Origin of the sequence: Pseudomonas sp. SWRI111, assembly GCF_014268555.1 — a bacterium.
In the GTDB taxonomy this organism is placed as follows: domain Bacteria; phylum Pseudomonadota; class Gammaproteobacteria; order Pseudomonadales; family Pseudomonadaceae; genus Aquipseudomonas; species Aquipseudomonas hamedanensis.
Window position 1 is genome coordinate 269,194 of record NZ_JABWQQ010000001.1, and the last position, 24,351, is coordinate 293,544.

Genomic DNA, 24,351 nt, shown 5'->3' on the forward strand with positions numbered 1-24,351 from the left:
CGGTCGCACTGTGCCAGAACAGTGTCTTTTTGAACCAGTCGCAAGCCTGCCAAGCAACTTGACGAAAAAGCGCTGTGAAAAGTTGTACGAAAGAATGTCTTTTAAAAAAGAAGGGGCAACTAAGGCAAGCATGCGGATGACGTGAATGTCATCCGCATTGTCCGTGATCAGTGAGGCATCGACCAGGACTGCAGCTTATGACCTTCTTTGCTAAGTTCGCTACGAGCCTGCTGCAGCAGTTGCTCAAGTTGCGCAGGATCAGAGTAGGTGCTGCTAGGAATCTGTGTGCGACCGATGTGGGAATTGGTGCGGTCGATAACGGTCAGGCTCAATTCGCCATTGCCGTCTTGTGGTGCCCAGGCCACGCACTGGAAAGGTTTGAACGCGTGGTTGGCAATCAAAAGAGCTTCGTTGATACGGAGCGGGGCGGTCATGGGGTCTTCTCTCTATAAGTGCCCAATCAAATGATGTGCCGTCGGTTGGGCTTACCGTTCGGCTGGTTACTTGTACTGATGCACGCAACCGGGGAGCAGGTCACACCTGAGACAAAGAAATTTCGACTTTATTTCATGGCCCCGCCATAAAGAGCAGTTTGAAAGCGGGCTGAAAGTTTTGTGTCGATAGGCAACTAACCAATCCCGTTCTTATAACGGATTTGCTGGTACATCTATAAGCAAACGGTACAAGGCTCTGTCAAAATCTTGCTAGTGTTACAGCCAGGTCTGCCAAATGACTGTTTTTACAATCATTTCCTAAAATTTGGCGCCAAGGATCAGACATGAACGAAGCGCCAGCCTTACGCCGTCTACTGGTTGTCGACCCCTGCGACGATTGCCACCGTTTATTGCCCGGCTTGCGCACGGCAGGCTGGGATGTCGACAGTTGTTCGCTGGAGCATGCCGCTGATCGTGCGTGTGATGTCGGCTTGCTGCGTTTGCAGCCTTTTCATCTGGAACGTCCCGAAGCCGTCAAGGAGCTGATCAGCCGCAGTGGCACCGAGTGGATTGCCGTGCTGAACCAGGAGGTCCTGCGCTTACAGAACGTTGGCGACTTCGTCTGTGAATGGTTCTTCGATTTCCACACCTTGCCCTTCGATGTCTCGCGGGTGCAGGTCACGCTCGGTCGCGCGTTCGGCATGGCACGTCTGCGCGGGCAGGGGACGATTCATGTCGATCAGCCGGAGCATGAGTTGCTCGGCGACAGCAAACCGATTCGTGAGCTGCGCAAGTTGCTCAGCAAACTCGCACCTACCGAGTCGCCCGTGCTGATCCGTGGTGAAAGCGGCACCGGCAAAGAGTTGGTGGCGCGGACGCTGCATCGGCAATCGCAACGCCACAGCAAACCGTTTGTAGCGATCAACTGCGGGGCCATTCCCGAACACTTGATTCAGTCCGAATTGTTCGGCCATGAAAAAGGCGCATTTACCGGTGCCCATCAGCGCAAGGTCGGACGCATCGAAGCGGCCAATGGCGGCACGTTGTTTCTCGATGAGATCGGCGACTTGCCGTTGGAACTGCAAGCCAATCTGCTGCGCTTCCTTCAGGAAAAACACATCGAGCGAGTGGGCGGCAGTCAGCCCATTCCGGTAGATGTACGCGTTCTGGCTGCGACGCACGTCGATCTTGAGGCCGCCATCGAGCAAAAGCGCTTTCGTGAAGACCTCTATTACCGCCTCAACGTGCTGCAAGTGCTGACCGCGCCTCTGCGCGAACGCCACGGCGATCTGTCGATGCTGGCCAATCACTTTTCACACTTCTACAGCCACGAAACCGGACGGCGGCCACGCAGCTTCAGCGAAGATGCCTTGATCGCCATGGGTAAACATGACTGGCCGGGCAATGTGCGCGAACTGGCCAATCGGGTGCGCCGCGGGCTGGTATTGGCCGAAGGCCGGCAGATTGAGGCCCGCGACCTCGGATTGATCAGCCAGCAGTCAGTCACCGCGCCCATGGGCACACTCGAAGACTACAAGACTCGCGCCGAACGCCAGGCCTTGTGCGATGTGTTGAACCGCCACAGCGATAACCTCAGCGTCGCTGCCAAAGTGTTGGGCGTGTCGCGGCCGACGTTTTATCGGCTCCTGCACAAACATCAGATCCGTTAGATAACTGAAGATCAACAGATCGTCCGAACGCGGCCCGAGCGTTCGGACGATCTTTTGCTTTTAGAAGTAATACGGGAATTTCAGGCTGAAGGAAAAGTCCGGCGCATCGTCCGTCAGGCCGATCGACAGGTTCGGCACGATGGTCAGGTTATCGCTGGCGGCAATGGTCATGCCGACGTTGAAGTATCCGGCGTTGGCGTCGCTGGACACCACCGATTCCCAGTCCCCGCCATCCTGTTTCAGCTTGCTCTTGCGTTGCACCAGGTCGGACACCGAGAACGACATACTCATCTTCTCGTTCAACGCGAAAGCGATACCGGCGCCGATCTGGAAGCTGTCGCCGATGCGCACCTTGCCCGGGTTTTTCTGGTTGACCGTGGAGCTGACGTCGTCAAACGACTCCTCCAGGTTGTGCGTGTACGACAGGCTGCCGAACAGCACCGCCGGGTCAAACGTCTTGACCAGCGAGATACCCGGTGTGATCGACCAGACGCCGTTGCCGGTCGGCAGGGTATCGGGGACGAACAGGTTGGAGTTGGCATCGGTCTGGCGCAGCTTGATGCCGAACGGATCCTTGCCCGTCGGCGCCTTGACCCGCAAGGTGACGACCGCATCCGGGGTATTGACCGATTCGTCGAGGAATTTGTAAGCGATGCCGAAGTTGACGTCGCCCAGGGTTGGGTCCTTGGTCACGGTTTCTTCGGTGGTGACGCCGGCCGCGCCTTCGTTACCGCCACCCGACTGATACGTCGATTCGCGGTACACCACCGGCACGTTCAGGTCGAATTGCCACCGATTGTCGAAGTTGTAGCGACCCGTCAGGTCGAAGGTCCAGGTGTCGGCCTTGATCCGGTCGAGGTTGATGTTGCCGAGAAAGATCGAATCCAGCGCGAGGAAACCGTTGAGGATCAATTGGCGAGTGTCATAGCGCGAATAGGTGATGCCGGTCTCGACACTGAACTTGCCACCGCCAAAAAAGCCGCTGGCTTCGTCATACAGGTTGGAGACGCTTTGCGCCGGTTGCGAATCGTCGGCCAGCGACTGACCGTAAGAAGCGCCACTGCCCCCGGCGGCGCCTCCCGATGCAGCGGCCGCACCGGTGCCGGTGGCGACACGGTTGCCTTTCATGTCCGATGGCGATTTGGCCAGTCGTTTTGGCGGTGGGGCGGCGGGCTGTTCTTCGACCTGGCGAACCCGTTGTTCGAGTACCGCCAGGGCCTGTTGCTGTACTTCGTATCGTTGTTTCAGTTCCAGAAGTTCCCGTTTCAGGGCTTCTACATCGGCGTCGGGAGCTGCTTGCAGCATCGCCGCGGGTAGAAGGGTACTCAAACACACTGCGGCACGCAGTGATACTGATCGATACATGAATAAGCCGTCCCTTTAAGCCCAATGATCGAGAGTCAGCGTAGTTCAATATCCGCTTATGCGTAGGGCCCCGAGTTGAGTCAGGTTGCAGTCCAGTGCGCCGGCGCTTCTGCCGTTATTGTTCAGTACGACGTTGAGCTGTGTGAGGTTGTTGACCACGTTGGCACTGCCCAGCAGGCGGGTGTTCTGCAGCAGTCCGCCCTGGGCGACTTGTTGCAATGCCGTGCCCTGGTTGCCACTGGCCTGAATGGCCATTTGCACGCCACCGCCCGACGCGGAAACCGCGACGCTGCCGGCGCCGTTGCTGCCGGTGATGGTCTGTCCGGCCACGAGCGCCTGACCTTGCGACGGCAGCAGTGCCGGCGCCTGACTGGCTTCGCTGACGTTGATCGCCACATTGTTGTTGGCGGTGTTGCCATCGCCCGCCGCGCGTACGCTTTGTGTCACGCCCTGCGTGCTGTTGAGGCCGGCGCCACCGATGACGGTGCCAGTGCCCAGTGTGGGGGTGCTGCCGTTGCCCGACTCCTTGATGGTCGAGACATAAAATTCCGGTTTGACCGTTGCAGCCTGGATCTGCATTGAGGTCGCGGCCCCGATCAGGTCGCCGCTGGCGTTGCGCCAGGTACTGCTCATGACAATGCCGAAGCTGATAATCCGCCCCGGCATCACATACCGACCACGCAGCTCGGCGAGCTCCTGGTCCTTGATCTCAATGGGTTTGAACCCTGCTTGGGCAAAACCTGATGCACTCGCTGCCAGGCAGGCGGCGGCCAGCCAGTATGAGCTTTTCATTTGCTGCTCCCGGGACATCCAGTCCCATTCTCTAACTCGGCGATTAAAAAAAGTCGCTCTGAATGAACCCGAAATCCATCAATTCCGCATCTTTGACCGGGTTGAAGCCGTCCAGCTTGTTTTTTGCCGTCAGCGGCACCGGAGGGCTGCGCAAGGCATTGACCTTGTCATACCCGGGACCCACGATGGCGAAGACAATACCGTTCCAACCTTTGACAAAGTCATCATGTTTGTAGCGTTTGTGGCCGAGTACCGGGTCTGCGATGTACACCCAGTGCTTGTCCGAACGCTGCAACACGACGAAATGCTTGTAGCCGCGAATGTCCATCAGGACCACCACCGGAATGGTCACCGCTTCGAGTTTCTCGGGCGGGATCCGGTAGCCTCGGGCGCGCATGCCGATGCTTTCCACGTAGCGCTTCATGTCGAGCATGGAGAAACCCTGGGTTCGCACCAGGTCCTGGTCAGCGTTGACCAGCATGCCTTTGATGATGTGCTCCTCATCGACGTCGAGCCAATAGGCCTGGCGCAGGACCGTTGCCAGTGCAGCAGCGCCGCAGCTGAAATCGGTCTTCTGTTCGACGATGTCGGCAAACTTGCGCTCACGCAGGCTCTGCACGTCCTTGTAAACCAGCACGCCACCCGGCAAGGCAGCGACGGGCATCTGCGCTGCCTGAGTCAGGCCACACAGACAAAGCAGAGTGAGGAGGGCAGGAGTTCGCATGATCGAATACGCCTTGTGGAACCGGGGAAAAGCCCCGTTGCCGGGGCTTTCGTTTCGATCGCGCTACATGCAGGCTTTGCAACCTGCGGCGATGGACAGCGAGTTGCTTTGCTGGTTGCCCACACCGGCCGAGACGTTGGCTCCACCGTTGCCGGAGAAGTTGTTCATCGAGTTGGTCATGTTGGCATTGTTGACAACAGGGGTTTTCCAGCCGTCTTTGGTCAACACTTGGTGGGTGGTGACGCCAGCGAGGCCAAAAGTACCCACGGCTTCGAACTTGGCTTTCTGATCATCGTTGCCGCCGTGGCCGCCGCCACGGTTACCCCAACCGCCATGGTTGTCGTCTTCGATGGTCGCGGTGCCTTTGGCTTTGAACGTGCCAGCGGCTGCATAAGTGCCGGTAAGGGTGTCGGTCTTGTACGCCTGCACGCCTTTGTTTTCGACGACCAGGCCAGTCGAGGACTGGTTGGCAGAAGCTGCAGCCTGCGCTACACGGCCACCCGATACGGCGATGGCGAGGTTGTTTTTCTGCTGGTTGAAGTTGCCGGCCGTCACGTTGATCCCGATGTTGCCGGAACCACTGTTGCCTGCGTTGTTGAGGTTGGCGTTGTTGAAGGTCGACGAGTTTTTCACGTAGTTGTTGTTATTGACCTGAGTCGCGCTCGAGGCCGCAACAGCGTTACCGAAGATGAAGCTTTCGTCGGCGGTGGCCAGCGCAGCGGCGTTGTCCTGCTGGTTGCCGTCGCCGGCAGCAACGTTGGCGCCCATGTTGCCGTTGGAGCCATTGAGCGAGTCGCTGGCATTGGCGTTATTGAGCGTGCCCTGGTTTTTCACCACGTTGCCGTCGCTGTCTTGCACGTCAAGTACGGCGGCGCCGGCGCCGGCAGTGATTTGCAGAAGTTGTTCCAGGGTAGGGCCTTTGGGCTGGTGATTACCGTGCCCGTTGCCATGCCCGTTACCATGACCGTTGTTGTCATCACGGCCGCCTGCCTGTGCTGCGATTGCCATCACTGCTGCAAGTGCGAAAACCAGTGGTTTGAGAGCCATTGTAGGTTTCATGGTGTTTCTCCATCGTGCTTATTAGTTGGTTAAGTGTTGGTACTTTCTAATTGCACTGCGTGTGTTTGGGTCAGTCTGCGACCCGGATGCTCAGGGTGTTAGCCATGCGGTTCCCCACCCCGGCACTCTGGTTCACCTGGATCACCCCGCGGCTGCCGGTGAAGGCCTGATCACTTGTCGTGACCTGGCGACTGCCGGGTGGGGTACCAGTTGCTCCTGAGCTCGGTAAAAACGCCACGTTCTGTTGCGAAAGGGCGCTGTCGTCAACGCTCTGCGGTGCAGCACTGATGCTGACGCGCGTGACGTTGGCCATCTGGTTATTGGCCCCGGCACCCTGGTTCACACCGAGGATGCCGTTGCCATTGCTGAAAGAATTGCCGCCGATGTTGGCGCTCGCGTCGATAGCGCGGCTGGCGGAGGTATCGAGGGTCTGGGTGATGCGGGTGGCGGCGTGCGCTTCGGTGCCGATGGCAATCGCCTTGGTGTTGGCTTGCTGCATCTGGTCACCGGCGGCCTGGTTGACATTGAAGTTGCCGCGGTACTGCGCGCCTGAATCCTGAATATTTGCCTGGTTGACTGAAGCCGAATCGGCCATGGCGCTGGTGCAGCCGAGCAGGGCAAGTAGCAGAAGAGTGCGATTCATCTCACTGGCCTCCGGCCATGCGGGTCAGGGGTGCCAGACCGGTGCTCATCGCCCGGTTGACCGTATTGGAGATCGAGCCGCCCGCGCCGCCACCCGTGCCAACGCGCATGCCGGGCAGACCGTTCTGGTTGGTCAGGGTATTCATGCCGGGCAGGTTGGAGCTGGGGGTGGTCATGTTGCCGCGGATCGAAGAACCGCTGGCGACACTGGCGAAGTCGCCGTCGCTGAGTTCGGTGTTGCTGAGGGTCTGATTGATCCGCGCCGAAGGGTTGGCGTTGACGGTGGTCGGGTAGGGGTCTTTGCCGCCATTGCGACCGATAGGGATCGGCTGCACGTCGCGATTGAGGACGATCACGCCATTGCCTTCGGCCTGCGCGCTGACACTGAACACGACGCTGGCGGCTGATCCGATCAGCAGAAGACAGGTCAAACCTTTACTGAAATTCCCCACGGCTGCAATTCCTTCTTCGGTGGGCTGCCCTTGGTCAGCGTTGTGAAGGAGAGAGCGAAAGCTGTGCCGCTTTTGGAATGCCTTGGCTTTTCAATGATTTGCGTAAACCCGGTGCGGGTTTGGGCTGGGATCTGTTTCAAACGTGAAACACGCCGAGCGGCACGCAGTTGGCACTGGCCTGAGGGATGCTCTGGCGCGGGGCTAACGTCGAGGTGTTTCATTGGTGTAACAACGCTGATGACAAAGCCATGAACATGGCCCGCAGCGGCCTTTGAGCGGTCGGCGGTGTTTCAGAAATGGACACTTTGCGCAGACTCGACGGGCGTTGGCACCCGCCGTCGGGTTATTCGGCGAGTAATTGCTCGACGGCGGCAAAGGCTTGCACTTGCCGTGCGGCCCAGTCGCCCTGAATGATTTGCAACGGTTGCTGGTGCTGTTCGAGCCAGTGGCGAGTGGCGTGATAGAACGCCAGACGCTCGGGCAGGTCTGGTTGGCAGCGCTGGCCATCTTCGGTCCAGTCGATCTGCTCCGGTGACAACAGAAGGTGCAAGTCGTAATGGCGCTTGAGCAGTTCCGCTTCCAGCCAGGCCGGGCAGGCGCCGAACAGCGTCTGGCTCCAGAGAATATTGCTCAACAGATGGGTATCGAGAATCAGCAACGACGGCTGTTGCGCGCGTGCCTCATCCTCCCATTGCAACTGGCCTCGGGCGATTTCGGGAATGTCGGCCAGGCAGGTATCGCGGGGGTTGAGTTCGATAAACCGACGCACGTATTCATCCACCCGAACGCCGCCGAAACGTTGTTGCAGACCCGCCGCCAGCCAGCTTTTGCCAGTGGACTCAGGTCCCGTCAACACGACAACTTTCATCGTTGCAGCGCCGGATCGGCTCGCCATTCGCGATAACCCTGGACGGCGAGCAGGGTAAACAACCCGTACAACGCAGCGGTGAGGTACAGCCCTTTATAGAGGAACAGCCCGACGAAAATCACATCGAGCACGAACCACAGCGTCCAGCATTGCAAGCGCTTCTGCGCCATCCACCACTGCGCCACCAGGCTGAACCCGGTCAGAGCCGCGTCGAGCCAGGGCTGCGCGGCATCCGTCCAATGGGCCATCGCTGCGCCGAGCAACAGACTGCCGACCGCACCGATGCCCAGACCGGACAGAATCGCGCGCGAAGGCAGCCGCGTGACATCCCGCCCGTCGTGCATCGTGCCGGCGCGGGTCCACTGCCACCAGCCGTAGAGTTGCAGCGCGGCGTAGATCACCTGCAACAACATGTCCGAATACAGCTTTACCTCAAAGAAGATCCAGCTGTAGAGCAACACCATGACCAACCCGATCGGCCAGCACCATGGATTCTGTTTGACCGTCAGCCAGACGGCGATCACGCCGAGGGCGGCGGCAAACAGTTCGAGCCCGGACATGAAAATTCCTTGGGGAGTGAGAGAAAGCCGCGGATTGTACTGCATCCGCCAGAATAATGGCCCGACGCAGGCTCCCGGGGATCTCTGCCTGGATCAGATTAATAGGTTTACACACGATCCAATGTGGGAGCGGGCTTGCTCCGGGCGGCGTTCCGACGAAGGCGCTGGGTCAGGCGACAGGGTTGCTGGCTGTGTCGCCACCTTCGCGAGCAAGCCCGCTCCCACAGGATTTTGGGCATGGGGGCAGGATTTTCGGCGTGGCGCAGCACCAATGTGGGAGCGGGCTTGCTCGCGAATGCGCTGGGTCAGGCGACAGGGTTGTTGGATGTGCCGCCGCTTTCGTCGGAACGCCGCCCGGAGCAGGCTCGCTCCCACAGCAATTTTTGCCTGGATCAGATTAATGGGGCTTACACAGACCCAATTGTGGGAGCGAACTCGCTCCCACAATTGTGTTGCGTCAGACCAGTGGCGGCGTGCGCGGTGGGATCTGGCGTTTGCTGCCGGTCGATTCGAATGCCGACGCCAGGCGCAGCAGGTTCGAATCGTCGTAGGCGCGGCCGGCGAAGGTCAGGCCGACCGGCATGCCGATGTCGGCCATCAGGCCCATGGGCACGGTGACGGTCGGGACGCCGAGATGGCGGATCGCGAGGTTGCCGTTGGCCACCCAGACGCCGTTGCTCCAGGCGATGTCAGCCGATTGCGGGTTGACGTCCGCGTCGGCCGGGCCAACGTCGGCGACGGTGGGGAACAGCACCGCGTCGAGGCCGAGTCGGTCCATCCAGTCTTCAAGGTCGATGCGCCGGGTCTGCTCCAGCCCACGCAAGCCATCGGGCACGGTGGGGATTTCATTCCACGGCGTGATACCGCGCTCGGCCATGCGCACGTATTCATCCATGCCGGCGGCCAGATCACCTTCGCGATTGGGCAGGGTGCCCGGATCGTGCGGAAAGATTTTCGCCCCGTCGACGTCAACCAGACGATTGAGTTTGGGGTCGCCGTTGGCTTGCAGGAAATCGTCGAATGCCCAGGCTGTCAGGTCCCACAACTCATGGTGCAAGAACTCTTTCGACACCAGCCCGCGGGTGAACACCGTCGGCGCGCCCGGGCGATCGCCTTCACAGTTGGACACCAGCGGGAAGTCGGTTTCGATCACTTCGGCACCGGCGGCTTCGAGGGCCTGCCGCGCCTGGTTCCACAACTCGATCACCGAGGCGCGGGTCTGAATGCGCTGGCCCGTCGGCCCACCGATACCCGGTGCTTCGCTGGTGCCCGCCTCAGGATCGGTATTGATGAACATGCGCGGCACGGCGAAACGCTTGCCGGCGAGGGCTTTGGCATCGGCGGCCAGATCAGCGTAAGACGCGGGGCGCACTTCGCTGACGCTGGGGATGGGCACCCACGTTTGCAGGCGCCACAGGTCGCCACGGGTGTCCGGGTCTTCGGCGACGACAACGTCGAGCACTTCGAGCAGGTCCGCCATGGTCCGTGCGAAGGGCACAACCACATCCATTGTCGGGGTCAGCGGCCAGTTGCCGCGCACCGAGATCACCCCGCGCGACGGGGTATAGGCGCACAAGCCATTGTTGGACGCCGGGCCACGCCCGCTCGACCAGGTTTCTTCGGCCAGACCGAATGCGGCGAAGCTGGCAGCGGTGGCGGTGCCGGCACCATTGGACGAACCCGAAGCGAACGGCGCTGTCAGGTAGTCGGCGTTGTACGGGCTTTCGGCACGGCCATAAACACCGCGCTGCATGCCGCCATTGGCCATCGGCGGCATGTTGGTCTTGCCCAGGCAAATGGCGCCGGCACCGCGCAGACGCTCGATGGTGAAGGCGTCGCGATAGGCAATCAGATCGGCGAACGCCGGGCTGCCGGACGCGGCGGTCAGGCCCTTGACCAGATAACTGTCCTTGGCGGTATAGGGAATGCCGTCGAGCGGGCTGAGGGTTTCGCCTCGGGCACGCCGGGCATCGGAGGCGCGTGCTTCGTTCAACGCTTCAGGATTGCGCACCACCACGGCATTGAGCGCCGTCGGTGTGTCCGCGCCGTCGTAGGCATCGATACGGGCCAGATAAGCCTGCACCAGCTCGACCGCGGTGGTCTGGCCGGATTCAAGCGCAGCGCGCAGTTGGGCAATGGAAACTTCGGTGACTTCGATCATGCAATCACCGCTGTCAGGCAGGGCGTGTTTTGTCTGGAAGGCGTGTTCATTTCGGTTCTCGGTGCACAGCTTGAGACGACAAGGTTAAGACTGGCGCCTATTTAACACCAAGCCGCGTGCGGAGTAATCGGCAGGATTGATTTTCGACGCGGCCGGCGCCTTCGAACAAGCCTGTTCCCACACGTTTGTACGGCGCCGGACATGGCTAGAACCGCCAGGTCACGCCACCGCCGACGATATGCAGGGCGCTATTGGGATAGCTGCCCGACAGCGTCTGCCCGTTACGTTTGCTCTGCTGCACGTCCATGTCGCCAAGCCAGACCAAAGTGTAATTGAGGTTGAGGTCGGTATTTTCCGCCAGTGCGTAGCTCAGGCCGGTCGCCAGTCGCCAGGTCTCGTTCATCGGATTGTCGACGGTGCGGCTTTTGTCTTTGACGGCGGAGCTGTCGTAACCGATGCCCATGTTCCAGCGCAGGGTAGGGCTGATCTGGTTTTGCGCGCCGATCGACAGGTGCCAGGTGTCCTGATACTGGCGATCCACCGAGCGGGAAACGTTGCCGGCCGCCGTGTCGACGTTCACGCCGATATCGGCAAAGTCGCTCCAGTCCTGCCAGTTCAGCGACCCGAGCAGGGTCCATTGTTGGTTCATCTGATGGGCGATGCTCAAAGTCGCGCTTTGCGGGATGTTCATGTCGATTTCCAGCGCCTCGACGTCCAGCCGCGACAACGCCAGATTGAGCAGGGGATTGCGAATGCCGTGGGCCGAAGGCGAGTCCTTGAACTCCAGTTTGACCTTGCTGGTGTAGGCAAGACCGACCGTGGTTCGCGAGTCCAACTGATAACGCAGGCCGAGGTTGAGGCCGACGCCGGTGTCGGTGTCCTTGTATTGCACGTTGCCATCCTCCCGGAACGGCGTGCCCGGCAGGAAGGCGTTATTGTCGACGGCCATTTTTGTGTAGTAGTAGCCGTACACCAACCGTGGGCCAATTCCCATCGACAGATCATCGGTGATCTTGTAGGCGAACGTCGGCTGCATCGACACGCCAATCAGCGTCGACTCCTGCGTGAAGTAACGCCCGGCCCAGTCATCGTCGTATTTCACACTCAGACCGAAGTTAGCTGAATACCGCCCGCCAGTGCCTGCCCGGCGCTGCCGGCCAACGCCAGAATCATCAGTGAGTGTGTCGACCGCATCCGCAACTTCCTTATCAACAGGGACGTGCATCAGGTTTAGACGGGAATCGGCCGAAGCACCAGTGTCGCAACTGGCACCAGTGCTCGAAAACACGACGACCGCGCGGTTGTGATCTAGGCTCAGCGCAGTGTCGATTTTCAGCCATGGGAGAACGCGAAATGGAAGAACAGCCGCACATTGCCTTCAACAGTTCCAGAGCCCTGCTGGACGTGCTGATCCGGGCCGGGCTGATCGCCACGCTGGTGCTGTTCTGCTTCGATATCTTTCATCCATTCCTCAACGTGATGCTGTGGGCGCTGATTCTCGCCATCACCCTGTATCCGCTGAACCAGAAGCTCGGGGCGAAACTGGGCAATCGCCATGGCTGGGCGGCGATCCTGCTGGTGTTGCTCGGCCTGCTGATCCTGATGGTGCCGCTGAGCCTGCTCGGTGCGTCGGTGGCCGACTCGGTCAAAGCCGGCATGCACACGATGGAGGCGGATCACTTTGAAATTCCGCCGCCACCGCCCAGCGTCGCCGACTGGCCGCTGATCGGTGCGCCAATCTTCGGCATCTGGCAACACGCCTCGCAGGATTTGAGCTGGGCGTTCAAGGAACTGGCGCCGCACCTGAGTAGCTGGGGCAAGGTGCTGCTGCACCAGGCCGCCGGCGTCGGCACCGGGATCGTGGTGTTTGTCATCGCACTGATTATCGCCGGGCTGATCATGACCCACGGCGAGCGCGGCCACCGCACCGCCGTGGCAATCACCACGCGGATTTCCGGCCCGGTGCGCGGTCCGCAAATCGCGCAATTGTGCACCTCGACCATCCGTGCAGTGGCGCAGGGTGTGGTCGGCATCGCCTTCATTCAGATGCTGCTGATCGGTGTCGCGCTGGTGATCATGGGCGTTCCCGCTGCGGGCATTCTGGCGCTGATGGTGTTGCTGCTGGGCATCATGCAGTTACCGGTGCTGCTGATCACAATTCCCGTGGTGATCTTCGTATTCGCCCATGACGGCGCCAGCGCCGGCACGATCATTTTTGCCGTCTGGATGATCATCGCCGGGCTCTCCGACAACGTGCTCAAGCCGCTGTTGCTGGGACGCGGCGTCGCGGTGCCGATGCCGGTGGTGCTGATCGGCGCGCTCGGCGGCATGGTCACCAGCGGCATCATCGGTTTGTTCACCGGCCCGGTGATTCTCGCGGTGGGTTATGAGTTGTTCATCGGCTGGGTCTACCAGCCGGCGGATCTCAGCCGTCTTGTCGAGGAAACGCCTGAACCGTGACCGGACCTGGCCTCAATCAATCCGCGGATGCTGTTGCGCCAGTTCCTTGCGCTTGGCTTCCAGCTCGGCGATTTGCGTGTCGATGTCTTCGATTTTCTGTTCGATATTGTCGTGGTGCTCTTGCAGCAATTCCTTGGCCTCTTCCAGGTCGGACGCTGCCGGGGCCGCACCGCGCAAGGGTTTGTTAGCGGTTTCCTTCATCGTCACACCGGTGACCAGACCGACCACGGCAATCACCATCAGGTAGTACGCCGGCATGTACAGGTCGTTGGTGCTTTCCACCAGCCAGGCCACGGCGGTTGGGGTCAGGCCAGCGATCAGCACCGAGACGTTGAAAGCGCTGGCCAGCGCGCTGTAGCGGATGTGCGTGGGAAACATCGCCGGCAGGGTCGACGCCATCACCCCGATAAAGAAGTTGAGCAGCACCGCGAGGATCAGCAACCCGGAAAAGATCAGGCCGATGCTGCCGCTGTTGATCAGCATGAACGCCGGAATGGCAAAGATGAACAAGCCGATGCTGCCCACCACGATGAACGGCTTGCGGCCGATCTTGTCGCTGATGAAGCCGATCAGCGGCTGTACGAACAGCATGCCGACCATGATCGCGATGATGATCAGCACGCCGTGGTTTTCGCTGTAATGCAAGTTATGCGTGAGGTAGCTCGGCATGTAGGTCAGCAGCATGTAATAGGTGACGTTGGTCGCCGCGACCACGCCGATGCAGGTCATCAGGCTGCGCCAGTGTTTGGTCGCGACTTCCTTGAACGAAACTTTCGGGCCGCGCGCCAGACCTTCGCGGTCGCCTTGCTCGAGTTTTTCCACGTGCTGCTGGAACGCCGGAGTTTCCTCCAGCGCGTGGCGCAGATAGAGGCCGATCATGCCCAGGGGCAGGGCGAGGAAGAACGGAATGCGCCAGCCCCATTCCTCGAAGCGCTGCTCGCCGAGAATGGTCGAAATCAAGACCACGACGCCGGCACCGAAGACGAAACCGGCGATCGAGCCGAAATCCAGCCAACTGCCAAGGAAGCCGCGTTTACGGTCTGGCGCGTATTCGGCGACAAAGATCGAGGCACCGGTGTACTCGCCACCGACCGAAAAACCCTGAGCCATTTTCGCCAGTAACAACAGAATCGGCGCCCAGATGCCGATCGAGGCATAGGACGGAATCAGGCCGATGGCAAAGGTGCTGAGGGACATGATCACGATGGTCGCGGCGAGGACTTTCTGCCGCCCGTATTTGTCTCCCAGGGCGCCGAAGAACAGCCCGCCCAACGGCCGGATCAAGAACGGCACCGAGAACGTCGCGAGCGCGGCGATCATCTGCACGCCAGGATCGGCGCCGGGGAAAAATACCTTGCCGAGCACGTAGGCAACAAAGCCATACACACCAAAGTCGAACCATTCCATGGCGTTGCCCAGCGCGGCGGCGGTGATCGCCTTGCGCATCTTGGCGTCGTCGACAATGGTGATGTCTTTCAGGCCGATCGGCTTGACCGTGTTCTTGCGTGATTTCATGTGAATTACTCTGTCGCTGGTCCGTCTTGTCACAACCGCGGCCCCGGGGTGGGGCAGGGAAGACGAGTTCCGTTCTCATGCGATGCCATCCTTTCGATGGCACCTTCTTTGAGATCAGAGATCAGAAGTAACCAAATAATTCACCACTCACGCTTATTTTCTTCACTCACCCATCGCGCAGTGATTTATCGACGCAGCGTCAGCCAGGATTGGCCGAGGTCGCTGGCCCAGCCGTCCAGCACCCCTTTGACGTCATCGGGGCTCAACACCTGCCGGTCGTTGTCCAGCGGCAGACCGATGCCCTTGCGCACCACTTCGGCGACCACTTCACCGGTCGAACCGTCTTCGAATGAGACCTCGGTGGCGACGGTACTGTCCTGGTCGCGTATTCCGGTCGCGGTGCTCACCCCGGCGGCCACCAGGGTGACGGGCAGCCACTCATAAAAGCGCAATCCTTGCACATGAGTGGCGACCTGGGTAATCGCCGGCCGGACCGTCAGCGTGCCCGGGCCGGGTCTGTCGACGACGCGCAGCACTCTGCTCAGTTCGATTCTCAGCGCCGCGTCGTAATAGTCGGTGACCCCGGACAGCGTGCTGAGAGGAATCCGCACCGTCGGTTCGGCGCTGGGGTAGAACTGACTCGGCGCCAGGTAAACCTGCGTATAACGGCCTCTGGCCAATGCCGGGCTGACCCAGGCCAGCACGGGTTGACCGGACGGTGACTGACGCTCGGTCAGCACCGTGTAATCATGCAGAAAGCCACTGTTCTCGGCTTTTTTGCTGGTGCACGCCGACAGGCTCAGGGTGGCGGCAAGGGCCAGCGACAATGAGCGAACGCTGTTGATCAAAGCGAAGTTTCCTTGTGTTGAGACCCGGTGTGGTCCGAGCACTCGATATGGAGCTGGCCGTGGGTCATGATCCACGCGACCAGATCGGCCGCCGAAATGCTGTGGACGTATTCGACCCAGTGCGCACTGGTCGGGCTGAAGTGCTCGAAATAACGGCGCAGGACGATTCGGCTCTGGTCGTCGGAAACGCCCAGGCATGACTCCTGGAACACAATCGGCGTGTCAGGGCCGAGCGCGGCGGTGCGCTGGCTGAGGATCAAAGGCCGGTTGACGCAGTGCCCGCCGACGCGATGGCTGCTGTACAAATCCTTCATGCAAACCCCCTGGACTGGAATGGCTGCAGAGTGCCCCAGCGGTTTTGCCAGACGATGTCCGTTTGGTGTCCGTGGTGTAGAGATGTTGCGCGATTGAAATAAATGACCCGGGCGCCGATTGGCTTTAGATTGCGTGTTTTTTCGTGGGTGGGCGTGGAACCGTGAGCAGACTGCTGATCGTCGACGATGACGTGGAAATTCTCGCGCTGCTGAAGAAGTTTTTCATGCAGCACGCCTATGACGTCGACGTCGCCGCACACGGCGAGGCCATGTGGGCGGCGATTGCCGCGCAACGTCCGGACACGATCATTCTCGACCTGATGCTGCCCGGCGAAGGCGGCTTGAGCCTGTGCCAGAAAGTGCGCGCGCAGATGGGCATTCCGATCATCATGCTCACCGCCATGGCCGAGTTGAGTGATCGCATCGTCGGCCTGGAGCTGGGCGCCGATGACTACCTGACCAAACCGTTCGCCCCGCAGGAACTGCTGGCACGCGTGCGCGCCTTGCAGCGGCGCGCCGGCGAGCAACGCAATCCGATCACGCCAGCGCGGCCAGTCGTCGCCTTCGCCGGTTGGCACCTGGACATCACCTGTCGCGAATTGCGCTCACCCGACAACGTGATGATTCCGCTGTCCGGCGGCGAGTTCGATCTGCTGGTGGTGTTTCTCGACCATCCGCAACGCATCCTCACCCGCGAACAGTTGATCGATCTGACCCACGGCCAAGGCCACGACGCGTTCGACCGCAGCATCGACGTGCAGGTCAGTCGTCTGCGGCGCAAGATCGAGCCGGACTGCAAACGGCCGGACCTGATTCGCACCGTGCGCAATGGCGGTTATATGTTCACCGCCAAGGTCAGCCGCTCGTGATCCGCCGACTGCTGCCGGGCGACACCCTCAGACGGCGAATCGCCCTGACCATTCTGGCGGCGATGCTCGCGTCGCTGGCGCTGAACGCGCTGTTCGTTCAGGTCGCCGGCATCTGGGCGCGTCCGCCCATCGAGCGCACCGGCCTGCTTGAGCAAATTGCCGCAACCTCACGGGTGATCGAGGCGGCGCCCGCCAGCCTGCGCCCGCAATTGGCCGCCGCGGCGAGCAGCAGCCTCCTGCAAGTGTCGTGGAAAGCGCAACGCGCTGAATTTGAACTGCCGGGCGACGGCGCTCGCGTAGAAGCGAGCAGGGTGCCGGTGCTGCAGCAATTGCTCGGTGATCAGCGCAAGATCGAAGCCTTCAACCCCGGCGACTGGCCCGGCGACAATCCGCAGGCGCATTACGCCGCACTGGTGCAACTGGTCGACGGCAGCTGGTTGTCCTTTATCCCGCCCGAGCGCAGTTGGGGCCTGGAGTTGTCCACGCGGATCGCCATCATCATCGCGCTGGGCCTGATTGCGACAGTGCTGGTCGCCTGGATCGCCACGCGCCAGTTGGCCAATCCCTTGCAGCGCTTCGCCAGCGCGGCGCGGCGTTTTGGCACTGACCTGCGCGCACCGCCGATCAAGATCGAAGGCCCGCACGAAATCCGCCAGGCCATCGTGGCGTTCAATACCATGCAGGCACAGATCCAGCATTTCATCAGCGAGCGCACGCACATGCTCGCGTCGATTTCCCACGACCTGCGCGCGCCACTGACGCGGATGCGTTTGCGCAGCGAGTTCATGGAAGACCTCGACCACCAGCGCAAACTGATTCGCGATGTCGAGGAAATGCAGTCGATGATCAATGCCGCCCTGGCGTTTTTCCGCGAGGACACCCATCGCGAACAAACCACGGCGTTCGACTTGTCGGAGTTGCTGCAAACCATCGTCGATGACTACCGCGATCAGCACATAGACATCGTTTTCGACGGGCCGGCGCACCTGGTGTACGAAGGCCGGCCGTTAGGCATCAAGCGGGTGGTGGTCAATCTGCTGGAGAATGCGCGCAAGTATGCGCAGCACCCGCGCATTGCCTTGAATCGTGAGGAATATGCCATCGCCATTGAAGTCAGCGACGACGGCCCGGGCATCCCCGAGGCTGCGCTGGAGCAGGTGTTTGACCCGTTCTTCCGCCTCGAAACGTCGCGCAACCGCGACACCGGCGGCGTCGGCCTGGGGCTGTCGACCGCCCGAGCGATTGCGCGCGAGCAGGGCGGGGAACTGACACTGCGCAACGCACGCAAGGGCGGACTGGTAGCACGGGTCGAGTTGCCAGTGTGAAACTTTGGGGTGCCCGCAAGTGTTGGAGATCGATATAGGAGGGGGCTTGCTCCCGAAGGCGGTGGGTCAGTCAGCATTGATGTACTGACCCGGCGCTTTCGCGAGCAAGCCCGCTCCCACAGGTTTTGCGGGCACCAAAGTTATTACTGACCGCCACTAAACCAGTTGTGGGAGGGGCTTGCTTCCACAGGTTTGGGTGCACCAGAGCTGTTACTGCCCGCCACAAAACCAATGTGGGAGGGGGCTTGCTCCCGAAGGCGGTGGGTCAGTCAGCATCGATTTCATTGACCCGGCGCTTTCGCGAGCAGGCGTCGGTCAGAGTGAGGCTTTGACTTGCAGGCCCATGACCAGGGCATTGTCGATGTCCTGGCCGGAGAATGCGCCCGGTTCGATGATGTATTGCACATTCGGGCGCAGGGTCAGCCACGGGGTTGCCTGATAGCCGTAGCCAAACTCGATCAGTTGTTCGGCGCTGTCCAGGTTGGGGAACGCTGCGCCATTGGCCAGCGCGGCGTCCTGCTGCACGTCGCGGCTGCGCGGGTTGGGGACGGCGCGGCCATAGCCCAGAGCGAGGGTGTCGTGCGGGCGGCCTTCGAACGGTTTGTACAGTACCAACCCGGTGCCGTACCACTTGCTGAACGGCGAAGCCGCTTGACTGGCGGCCGAATATTGGCCGAACGCATGCAGGCTACGGCCCTCGGAAGTCGGCGAGCGCCAAACGGCCTGATCGACCAGCAGATAATGGCCGCCGCGACCGGACACTTCATCGTCGCTGCCGATGCGCTGCACATCTGAACTGTCGTAGTAATAGCCAACCTTGTACTCACCGGGCAGCTCGCCCGCGTGCTTGTACACCAGTTCGATCGGCACCACGGTGCCGGTGGTGTGTTTCGGCCCCAGATGCCAGGCGCGGCTGGAATTGCCGTTGCTCTCGGGGTCGACGTTGAACGCCGCCACACGCAGTTGCCAGGACGGCGACAGGTCGTATTTCACCCGCACACCCAAATACGCATTCGGGTAATTGGTCCAGCCACTGCCACCGGACATGTTCAGCGGATGCCCACAGAAACCGGCGTTCATGAAGTTGCATAAAATGCCGCTGTCGAGGCCACCGAGGTCGTTGCCCATGGCCATGTAACCGAGCTTCACATTCAGCGCCGGGGTGAACAGGCTGCGCTCATAACTCAGCTCGGTCAGGCGTGTGTACAGCCCGCCGTAGTTTTCCTGAATCGGCAAGCGGTTGCCGACCAGGTCTTGCGAGGCGCTGTTGCCGCGCCGGTCGTTGATCGTCAACTGGACCTTGCCGGCATTGTCGACGCCATACAGTTTGCTCAGATCAAACTGCACGCCAAGCTTGATGTTCTGCGAGTAACGCGCCGAACGGTGCAGGCCGCCGTCAGCGTTGTAAGCGGTTTCGCCGCTGTAATCGCCGGTGAACTTGATGCCGTTTTCATTGAGCTGATGACGCAAGCCGCCCCAGTCGCCGGTGAGGGTGCTGCGTGTCAGCAGATCGGAGTCGCTGGCGGCCAGCGCGGGAAGGGTAGTGATGCAGCTCAGGCCCAACAGCAGGCCGGTGAAAAGCCCGGAACGGGAAAAGCGAACAGCCGATAACATGTGAATCCTTCCTGCTGAAATCTTCAACGCGATAAAACAACGACGCGGTGCCCTGAGGCACCGCGCGCATGGGGTTGCTGACTGAGTAAACGAAGCGATTTACGGCAAGGCGTACGCCATCACGTAATCGCCGCGATCGGTCGACTGACGAGCGCCGCCCGCGGTGACGACGATGTACTGCTTGCCGGTCTTCGGCGAAACGTAAGTCATCGGGCCGCCCTGGCTGCCGACCGGCAGACGCGCTTTCCAGACTTCTTCACCGTTGCCGCTGTTGAACGCACGCAGGTAGAAATCCTGAGTGCCGGCGATAAAGATCAGGCCACCTTGAGTCGACAGGGTGCCGCCGAGGGTCGGCAGACCAATCTTGATCGGCAGGTGCATGCGGATGCCCAGGGGACCGGTGTCTTCAACGGTGCCAACCGGAACCTGCCACGCGACTTTCTGAGTCTTCATGTCGATCGCGGTCAGAGTGCCGAACGGCGGCGCTTGGCACGGAATGCCGGCCACCGAGAGGAAGCGGTTCTTGTTCACTGCGTACGGCGTGCCCTTGAGCGGTACAGCGCCCATGCCGGTGTTCAACGCCTCGCCACCGCCAGCGGCCTGGCCTTTGTTCTGCGACGGGATCATCTGGATCCACAGGCCCAGACGCATGTCGTTGACGAAGATGAAACCGTGCACCGGGTCAGTGGAGATGCTGCCCCAGTTCATGCCGCCCAGCGAACCCGGGAAGCTCAGCGACTTGTCAGTACCCGGCGCGGTGTACAGACCGTCGTAACGCATGCTCTTGAAGTCGATGCGGCAGAGCAATTGATCGTACGGCGTGGCGCCCCACATGTCGGATTCGGTCAGGTGTTGCGCGCCAATCTGTGGCATGCCCACGGATTTCGGTTGGGTCGGCGAGTACGGCTCGTTAGGGATGTTGGCCGCTTTGACCGGTACTTCTTTAACCTCGGTCAACGGTTTGCCAGTGGCGCGGTCGAGCACGTAGATCTGCCCGGCCTTGGTGCCGATGACCAGCGCCGGAACGCTTTGGCCGTCCTTGTCGAAGTCGATCAGGCTCGGCTGCATCGGCAGGTCGAAGTCCCACAGATCGTTGTGCACGGTCTGGAACACCCAACGTTCTTCACCCGTGCTGGCGTCCAGCGCGAGAATCGAGGCGCCGTACTTGTGGTCCAGTTCGCTGCGCTCGACACCATAGATGTCGGTGGACGAGCTGCCCATCGGCAGAAACACCGTGTTGGTCGCCGCGTCGTAGGACATCGGCGCCCAGCTGTTCGGCGTGCTGCGCACATAGGTGCTGCCGTCAGCCGGCGCGTTGCGATCCTGCGGATTGCCCGGATCGAATGCCCAGCGCATGGCGCCAGTGATCACGTCAAAACCACGAATCACGCCGCCAGGCATGTCGCTCTGCACGTTGTCAGCGACGCGACCGCCCACCACAACGGTAGTGCCGGCCATCAACGGCGCGGACGACAACTGATAGTAGCTGTCCGGAACATCACCCAGACCAGCCTTCAGATCGACCTGGCCATTGTTGCCGAAACCCTGGCAGAACTCGCCGGTGTCGGCATCGACTGCGATCAGGCGCGCATCAATGGTGTTGGTCAGCAGACGGCGCTGGCAGTTCGCGGCCGGAGCCGGTTTGGCTTCGATGATCGAAGAGTTGCTCGGCTGAGCGATGGTGGCGGTGGCGTCGAAATAAGCCATGCCACGGCATCGCTGCCAGACTTTCGATTGTGCGTTGATCGCGTTCTTCCACAGCTCTTTGCCGGTGTCGGCATCGAGGGCGATCAGGTTGTTGTGCGGGGTGCAGATGAACACCTTGTTGCCAACCTGCAGCGGGGTGAGCTGGTCTTCGGCGCCGTTGCCATCGCTTTCGGCGACGTCACCGGTGTGGTAAGTCCACGCGACTTTCAACTTGTCGACGTTGTTGCGGTTGATCTGATCGAGCGCGGCGAAGCGGCTGCCACCTTCGGTGTTGCCGTAATGCGCCCAGTCTTTCTGCGCCTTGGCCGGCTCGACCGGGGTCAGGCCCGGGCCAGTGCCAGTGGCGGCAACCGTTGGATGCGCGACGAACATGTTGCCGGCAGCAACCGCCAGACCGACCGCCAGTACTGCCGCGACCGCATAGGCGCCCCGACCGGCAGCGCGGCCATTGGCGCGGGCCAGCAGTGGATAAACCAGTGCGACGGCCAGACCGATTGCGCTGAACATGAACAACCGTGAGAACACTGGCCAGAACACCAGACCGGCGTCAATCACCGCCCAGATCGCGGTGGCCACGAGAAACGCGGCGAACAGCCAGGCGCCGGCGGTTTTCTTCAGCGCGATCAGCAGACCGGCAACGGTCATCGCCAGACCGCCGATCAGGAAGTACCAGGAACCGCCCAGGCTGACCAGCTTCACACCGCCGGCCGCGAGCGCGAGACCGAGCAGGGCGATGACCACGCCAAGACCGACCAGAATGAACGTTGAAACGCCTGAGACGCGTTGACTGTGGTTCACATTGAAAGTCCCGTTTGAATGAAGCGCGGGATTATAGCGGTAACTAACCATTGAGTTAACCGCAGTTTTGCCATGAAACCGTGCACTTCTGAGAATCAAGCGTGGTGCAGGATGAGCAAAACGCAAGTCGGAACGGGACTTGTCAGGGCTCCAGCAACAGGGGGCGCCATTCGATCAGCGGAGGTTGCAGCGGCTGCGGATCATTCGCAGGTGGCGGATCGGCTTCGGTCTCGCGAGGCAGTTGTTCGTCCGCCTGGGCTTCATCGGCTGGCATTGTTTACGATGCCTGGCCGAGCGTGACGGCGACCTTGCCTTTGGCTCGACCCTGTTCGACGTAGCGCAATGCCTCGGCGATCTGGTCAAAGGAAAAGCTGCGGTCGATCACCGGTTTGATCACCTCCGCCTGGATCAACGCGGTGATTTTCTGCAATTGAGTGCCATCGGCGCGCATGAACAAAAACCTGTAACGCACCCCGTGTTTGCGCGCTTGGCGACGAATGCCGCTGCTCAGCAAGCGCATGATCAGCCCGAGCACCCAAGATAAACCCTGCTCCTGAGCAAACTGCGCGGTCGGCGGGCCGGACAGGGAAATCAACAGCCCACCCGGTCTCAGCACCTTCAGCGATTTTTCCAGCACATCGCCACCGAGGCTGTTGAGCACCACGTCGTAGTCGCGCAGTTCGTTGGCGAAATCCTGCTGCTTATAATCGACCACGACATCAGCGCCCAACGCTTTGACCCACTCGACATTCGCCGTGCTGGTGGTGGTCGCGACGAAGGCGCCCAGGTGTTTGGCAAGCTGGATTGCGACGGTGCCGACGCCACCGGAGCCGGCGTGAATCAAAACCTTCTGGCCCTTCTTTACCTGAGCGATTTCCACCAGCGCCTGCCATGCGGTCAACGAAACCAAAGGCATACACGCCGCTTCTTTCATGTCCAGGTTGGAAGGCTTCAGCGCGAGGGCGTTTTCGTCGACGGCAATGCGTTCGGCAAACGTACCGATCCGCGATTCCGGCGGGCGCGCATAAACCTCGTCACCCGGCTTGAAACGCGTGACCGCTGCACCGGTGCTGACCACCACTCCGGCTACATCGTTGCCCAATACCAAGGGCATCTGATACGGCAGGATCATCTTGAATTCGCCAGTGCGAATCTTCAGATCGAGCGGGTTCACACTGCTCGCGTGCACCTGAATCATTACGTCATGCGCTCCGACTGTCGGATCGGGCAGGTCGCCAATCTGGCCGTTCTGCTTGCCGTAGCGCTCGATAAAAAATGCTTTCATTGTGGATGCTCTTGTCAGTACGGGAAGCGTTCAGGCGTCGAGAAACGCCACAGCCTTGGTCACGAAATCGCGGTGATGCTGGAAAATGCTGCCGTGACCGGCATCCGGGTAAACGATCAGTTGCGCGTTGGCGATGCGCTGGGCCAGATCGACGGAATTCACCGTCGGCACCATGATGTCGTTATCGCCGTTGACGATCAGTGTAGGCAGCGCCAATCGGGTCAGGTCCTGCGGCGCCTGTCGGCCCCACGCGGTGATTGCTTTGAGTTGTCGTAGAAAGGCGCGCGGCGTCGGGTTCTTGTCGCGATTGTGCTGGCGCTGTTTCAAGCGTTGCAGATAAGCCGCGGCGGCGCGTTGCCCGTCAGCGGACGCTGTGAAGAACAAGTAAAACTTCGGATCACGCAGCGTCAGCAGACCCTTGACGATCAGCGGCCAACTGACTTTGCCGACGTCGGCAATACCGCTACCGCCCGCCGGCCCGGTGCCCGTGAGGATCAATTTGCGCACGCGATCCGGCGCTTTCAGAACGATGTCCTGCGCGACGAAACCACCCAGGGAAAAGCCCAGCAGGTCAACCTGGCCTAGGCCCAGCGCCGCCATCAACGCGAGGGCGTCGTCCGCCATTCCGCTCACTGTCAGCGGCGCGCTGCCGCCGGAGCCACCGATGCCTTGGTAATCGATGGTGATGACCCGACGCTGTTGTGCCAGCGCGTCGACGATCTTCGGATCGAAGTTGTCCAGCACCGCGCCCCAGTGGTTGAGCATGACCAGCGGCACGCGCGCTCTCGGTCCGAGATCACGGTAGGCGAACGGAATCCCGTTCACCTGCACCGACAGATTCGCCGCATGAATGAATGCCGATGGCGGCTGATTGCTCGTGGTCATCGAA

22 protein-coding genes and 1 pseudogene are annotated in these 24,351 nt (G+C 60.8%); 4 read left to right on the plus strand and 19 right to left on the minus strand.

The genetic code is table 11. From position 1 onward, the window contains the following. Nucleotides 1–167: 167 nt before the first annotated feature. A complete protein-coding gene (locus HU755_RS01095; protein WP_186618949.1) occupies nucleotides 168–434 on the minus strand; it encodes a hypothetical protein in 267 nt (88 codons plus the stop codon). A 344-nt stretch (nucleotides 435–778) separates the two neighbouring features. Between HU755_RS01095 and HU755_RS01100 the strand changes: the two genes are divergently transcribed. After that, entirely contained in the window at nucleotides 779–2,104 is a 1,326-nt protein-coding gene (locus tag HU755_RS01100; protein WP_186548300.1) for a sigma-54 dependent transcriptional regulator, read from the plus strand. 60 nt (nucleotides 2,105–2,164) lie between these two features. Here the strand turns inward: HU755_RS01100 and HU755_RS01105 are convergent, their stop codons facing one another. The 10 genes and pseudogenes from HU755_RS01105 to HU755_RS01150 form a co-directional block, all read right to left on the minus strand. Then, on the minus strand, nucleotides 2,165–3,469 hold the full coding sequence (locus HU755_RS01105) for a hypothetical protein (protein ID WP_186548298.1): 1,305 nt from the start codon (nucleotides 3,467–3,469) through the stop codon (nucleotides 2,165–2,167). Nucleotides 3,470–3,514: 45 nt separating this feature from the next. After that, the gene (locus tag HU755_RS01110) at nucleotides 3,515–4,261 is read right to left on the minus strand and encodes a hypothetical protein (RefSeq protein ID WP_186630281.1); all 747 of its coding nucleotides are present in this window, start codon (nucleotides 4,259–4,261) and stop codon (nucleotides 3,515–3,517) included. A gap of 43 nt (nucleotides 4,262–4,304) precedes the next feature. Further along, nucleotides 4,305–4,985 (minus strand): C39 family peptidase, encoded by a 681-nt coding sequence (locus tag HU755_RS01115; protein WP_186630282.1) that lies wholly within the window; start codon nucleotides 4,983–4,985, stop codon nucleotides 4,305–4,307. Between the two features lie 63 nt (nucleotides 4,986–5,048). Further along, nucleotides 5,049–6,044, minus strand: coding sequence for a heme utilization protein (locus HU755_RS01120; protein WP_186630283.1), 996 nt, complete (start codon nucleotides 6,042–6,044; stop codon nucleotides 5,049–5,051). Between the two features lie 70 nt (nucleotides 6,045–6,114). Then, nucleotides 6,115–6,687 carry an adhesin gene (locus HU755_RS01125; RefSeq protein ID WP_186630284.1) on the minus strand — a complete coding sequence of 191 codons (573 nt, stop codon included), beginning with the start codon at nucleotides 6,685–6,687 and terminating at the stop codon, nucleotides 6,115–6,117. A 1-nt stretch (nucleotide 6,688) separates the two neighbouring features. Beyond that, entirely contained in the window at nucleotides 6,689–7,138 is a 450-nt protein-coding gene (locus HU755_RS01130; RefSeq protein ID WP_186630285.1) for a hypothetical protein, read from the minus strand. 343 nt (nucleotides 7,139–7,481) lie between these two features. Next, nucleotides 7,482–8,006: an AAA family ATPase gene (locus HU755_RS01135; protein ID WP_186548286.1), complete on the minus strand. Its 525-nt coding sequence runs from the start codon at nucleotides 8,004–8,006 to the stop codon at nucleotides 7,482–7,484. After that, entirely contained in the window at nucleotides 8,003–8,566 is a 564-nt protein-coding gene (pnuC, locus tag HU755_RS01140; protein WP_186630286.1) for a nicotinamide riboside transporter PnuC, read from the minus strand. Before pnuC ends, HU755_RS01135 begins: the two co-directional genes overlap by 4 nt. Before the next feature lie 457 nt (nucleotides 8,567–9,023). Next, nucleotides 9,024–10,727 carry an amidase gene (locus tag HU755_RS01145; protein WP_186630287.1) on the minus strand — a complete coding sequence of 568 codons (1,704 nt, stop codon included), beginning with the start codon at nucleotides 10,725–10,727 and terminating at the stop codon, nucleotides 9,024–9,026. 205 nt (nucleotides 10,728–10,932) lie between these two features. Then, nucleotides 10,933–11,844: pseudogene (locus tag HU755_RS01150) on the minus strand (OmpP1/FadL family transporter); the annotation flags it as partial. A gap of 236 nt (nucleotides 11,845–12,080) precedes the next feature. On the opposite strand from HU755_RS01150, the gene HU755_RS01155 reads away from it, so the two are divergent. Further along, a complete protein-coding gene (locus HU755_RS01155) occupies nucleotides 12,081–13,187 on the plus strand; it encodes an AI-2E family transporter (protein WP_186630626.1) in 1,107 nt (368 codons plus the stop codon). A gap of 12 nt (nucleotides 13,188–13,199) precedes the next feature. Here the strand turns inward: HU755_RS01155 and proP are convergent, their stop codons facing one another. The 3 genes from proP to HU755_RS01170 form a co-directional block, all read right to left on the minus strand. After that, the gene (proP, locus tag HU755_RS01160) at nucleotides 13,200–14,702 is read right to left on the minus strand and encodes a glycine betaine/L-proline transporter ProP (RefSeq protein ID WP_186618939.1); all 1,503 of its coding nucleotides are present in this window, start codon (nucleotides 14,700–14,702) and stop codon (nucleotides 13,200–13,202) included. Nucleotides 14,703–14,887: 185 nt separating this feature from the next. Beyond that, on the minus strand, nucleotides 14,888–15,547 hold the full coding sequence (locus HU755_RS01165; protein ID WP_186630627.1) for a DUF3313 family protein: 660 nt from the start codon (nucleotides 15,545–15,547) through the stop codon (nucleotides 14,888–14,890). Then, the gene (locus HU755_RS01170) at nucleotides 15,547–15,864 is read right to left on the minus strand and encodes a hypothetical protein (protein ID WP_186630288.1); all 318 of its coding nucleotides are present in this window, start codon (nucleotides 15,862–15,864) and stop codon (nucleotides 15,547–15,549) included. Before HU755_RS01170 ends, HU755_RS01165 begins: the two co-directional genes overlap by 1 nt. Nucleotides 15,865–16,025: 161 nt before the next feature. Here HU755_RS01170 and HU755_RS01175 point away from each other — a divergent pair, with 161 nt between their 5' ends. Together HU755_RS01175 and HU755_RS01180 are read left to right on the plus strand one after the other, a co-directional pair. Then, nucleotides 16,026–16,733, plus strand: a complete 708-nt coding sequence (locus HU755_RS01175) for a response regulator (protein WP_186630289.1) — start codon at nucleotides 16,026–16,028, stop codon at nucleotides 16,731–16,733. After that, entirely contained in the window at nucleotides 16,730–18,058 is a 1,329-nt protein-coding gene (locus HU755_RS01180; RefSeq protein WP_186548269.1) for an ATP-binding protein, read from the plus strand. Before HU755_RS01175 ends, HU755_RS01180 begins: the two co-directional genes overlap by 4 nt. Nucleotides 18,059–18,373: 315 nt before the next feature. Here the strand turns inward: HU755_RS01180 and HU755_RS01185 are convergent, their stop codons facing one another. The 5 genes from HU755_RS01185 to HU755_RS01200 all read right to left on the minus strand — a co-directional run bounded on the left by HU755_RS01185 (nucleotide 18,374) and on the right by HU755_RS01200 (nucleotide 24,347). Beyond that, nucleotides 18,374–19,672: a carbohydrate porin gene (locus HU755_RS01185; RefSeq protein ID WP_186630290.1), complete on the minus strand. Its 1,299-nt coding sequence runs from the start codon at nucleotides 19,670–19,672 to the stop codon at nucleotides 18,374–18,376. 99 nt (nucleotides 19,673–19,771) lie between these two features. Beyond that, entirely contained in the window at nucleotides 19,772–22,177 is a 2,406-nt protein-coding gene (locus tag HU755_RS01190; RefSeq protein WP_186630291.1) for a membrane-bound PQQ-dependent dehydrogenase, glucose/quinate/shikimate family, read from the minus strand. 142 nt (nucleotides 22,178–22,319) lie between these two features. Then, nucleotides 22,320–22,451 carry a hypothetical protein gene (locus HU755_RS27655; protein WP_272977265.1) on the minus strand — a complete coding sequence of 44 codons (132 nt, stop codon included), beginning with the start codon at nucleotides 22,449–22,451 and terminating at the stop codon, nucleotides 22,320–22,322. Between the two features lie 3 nt (nucleotides 22,452–22,454). Continuing rightward, nucleotides 22,455–23,462, minus strand: a complete 1,008-nt coding sequence (locus tag HU755_RS01195; RefSeq protein ID WP_186630292.1) for an NADP-dependent oxidoreductase — start codon at nucleotides 23,460–23,462, stop codon at nucleotides 22,455–22,457. Nucleotides 23,463–23,492: 30 nt separating this feature from the next. After that, a complete protein-coding gene (locus HU755_RS01200) occupies nucleotides 23,493–24,347 on the minus strand; it encodes an alpha/beta fold hydrolase (RefSeq protein WP_186630293.1) in 855 nt (284 codons plus the stop codon). Nucleotides 24,348–24,351: the final 4 nt, after the last annotated feature.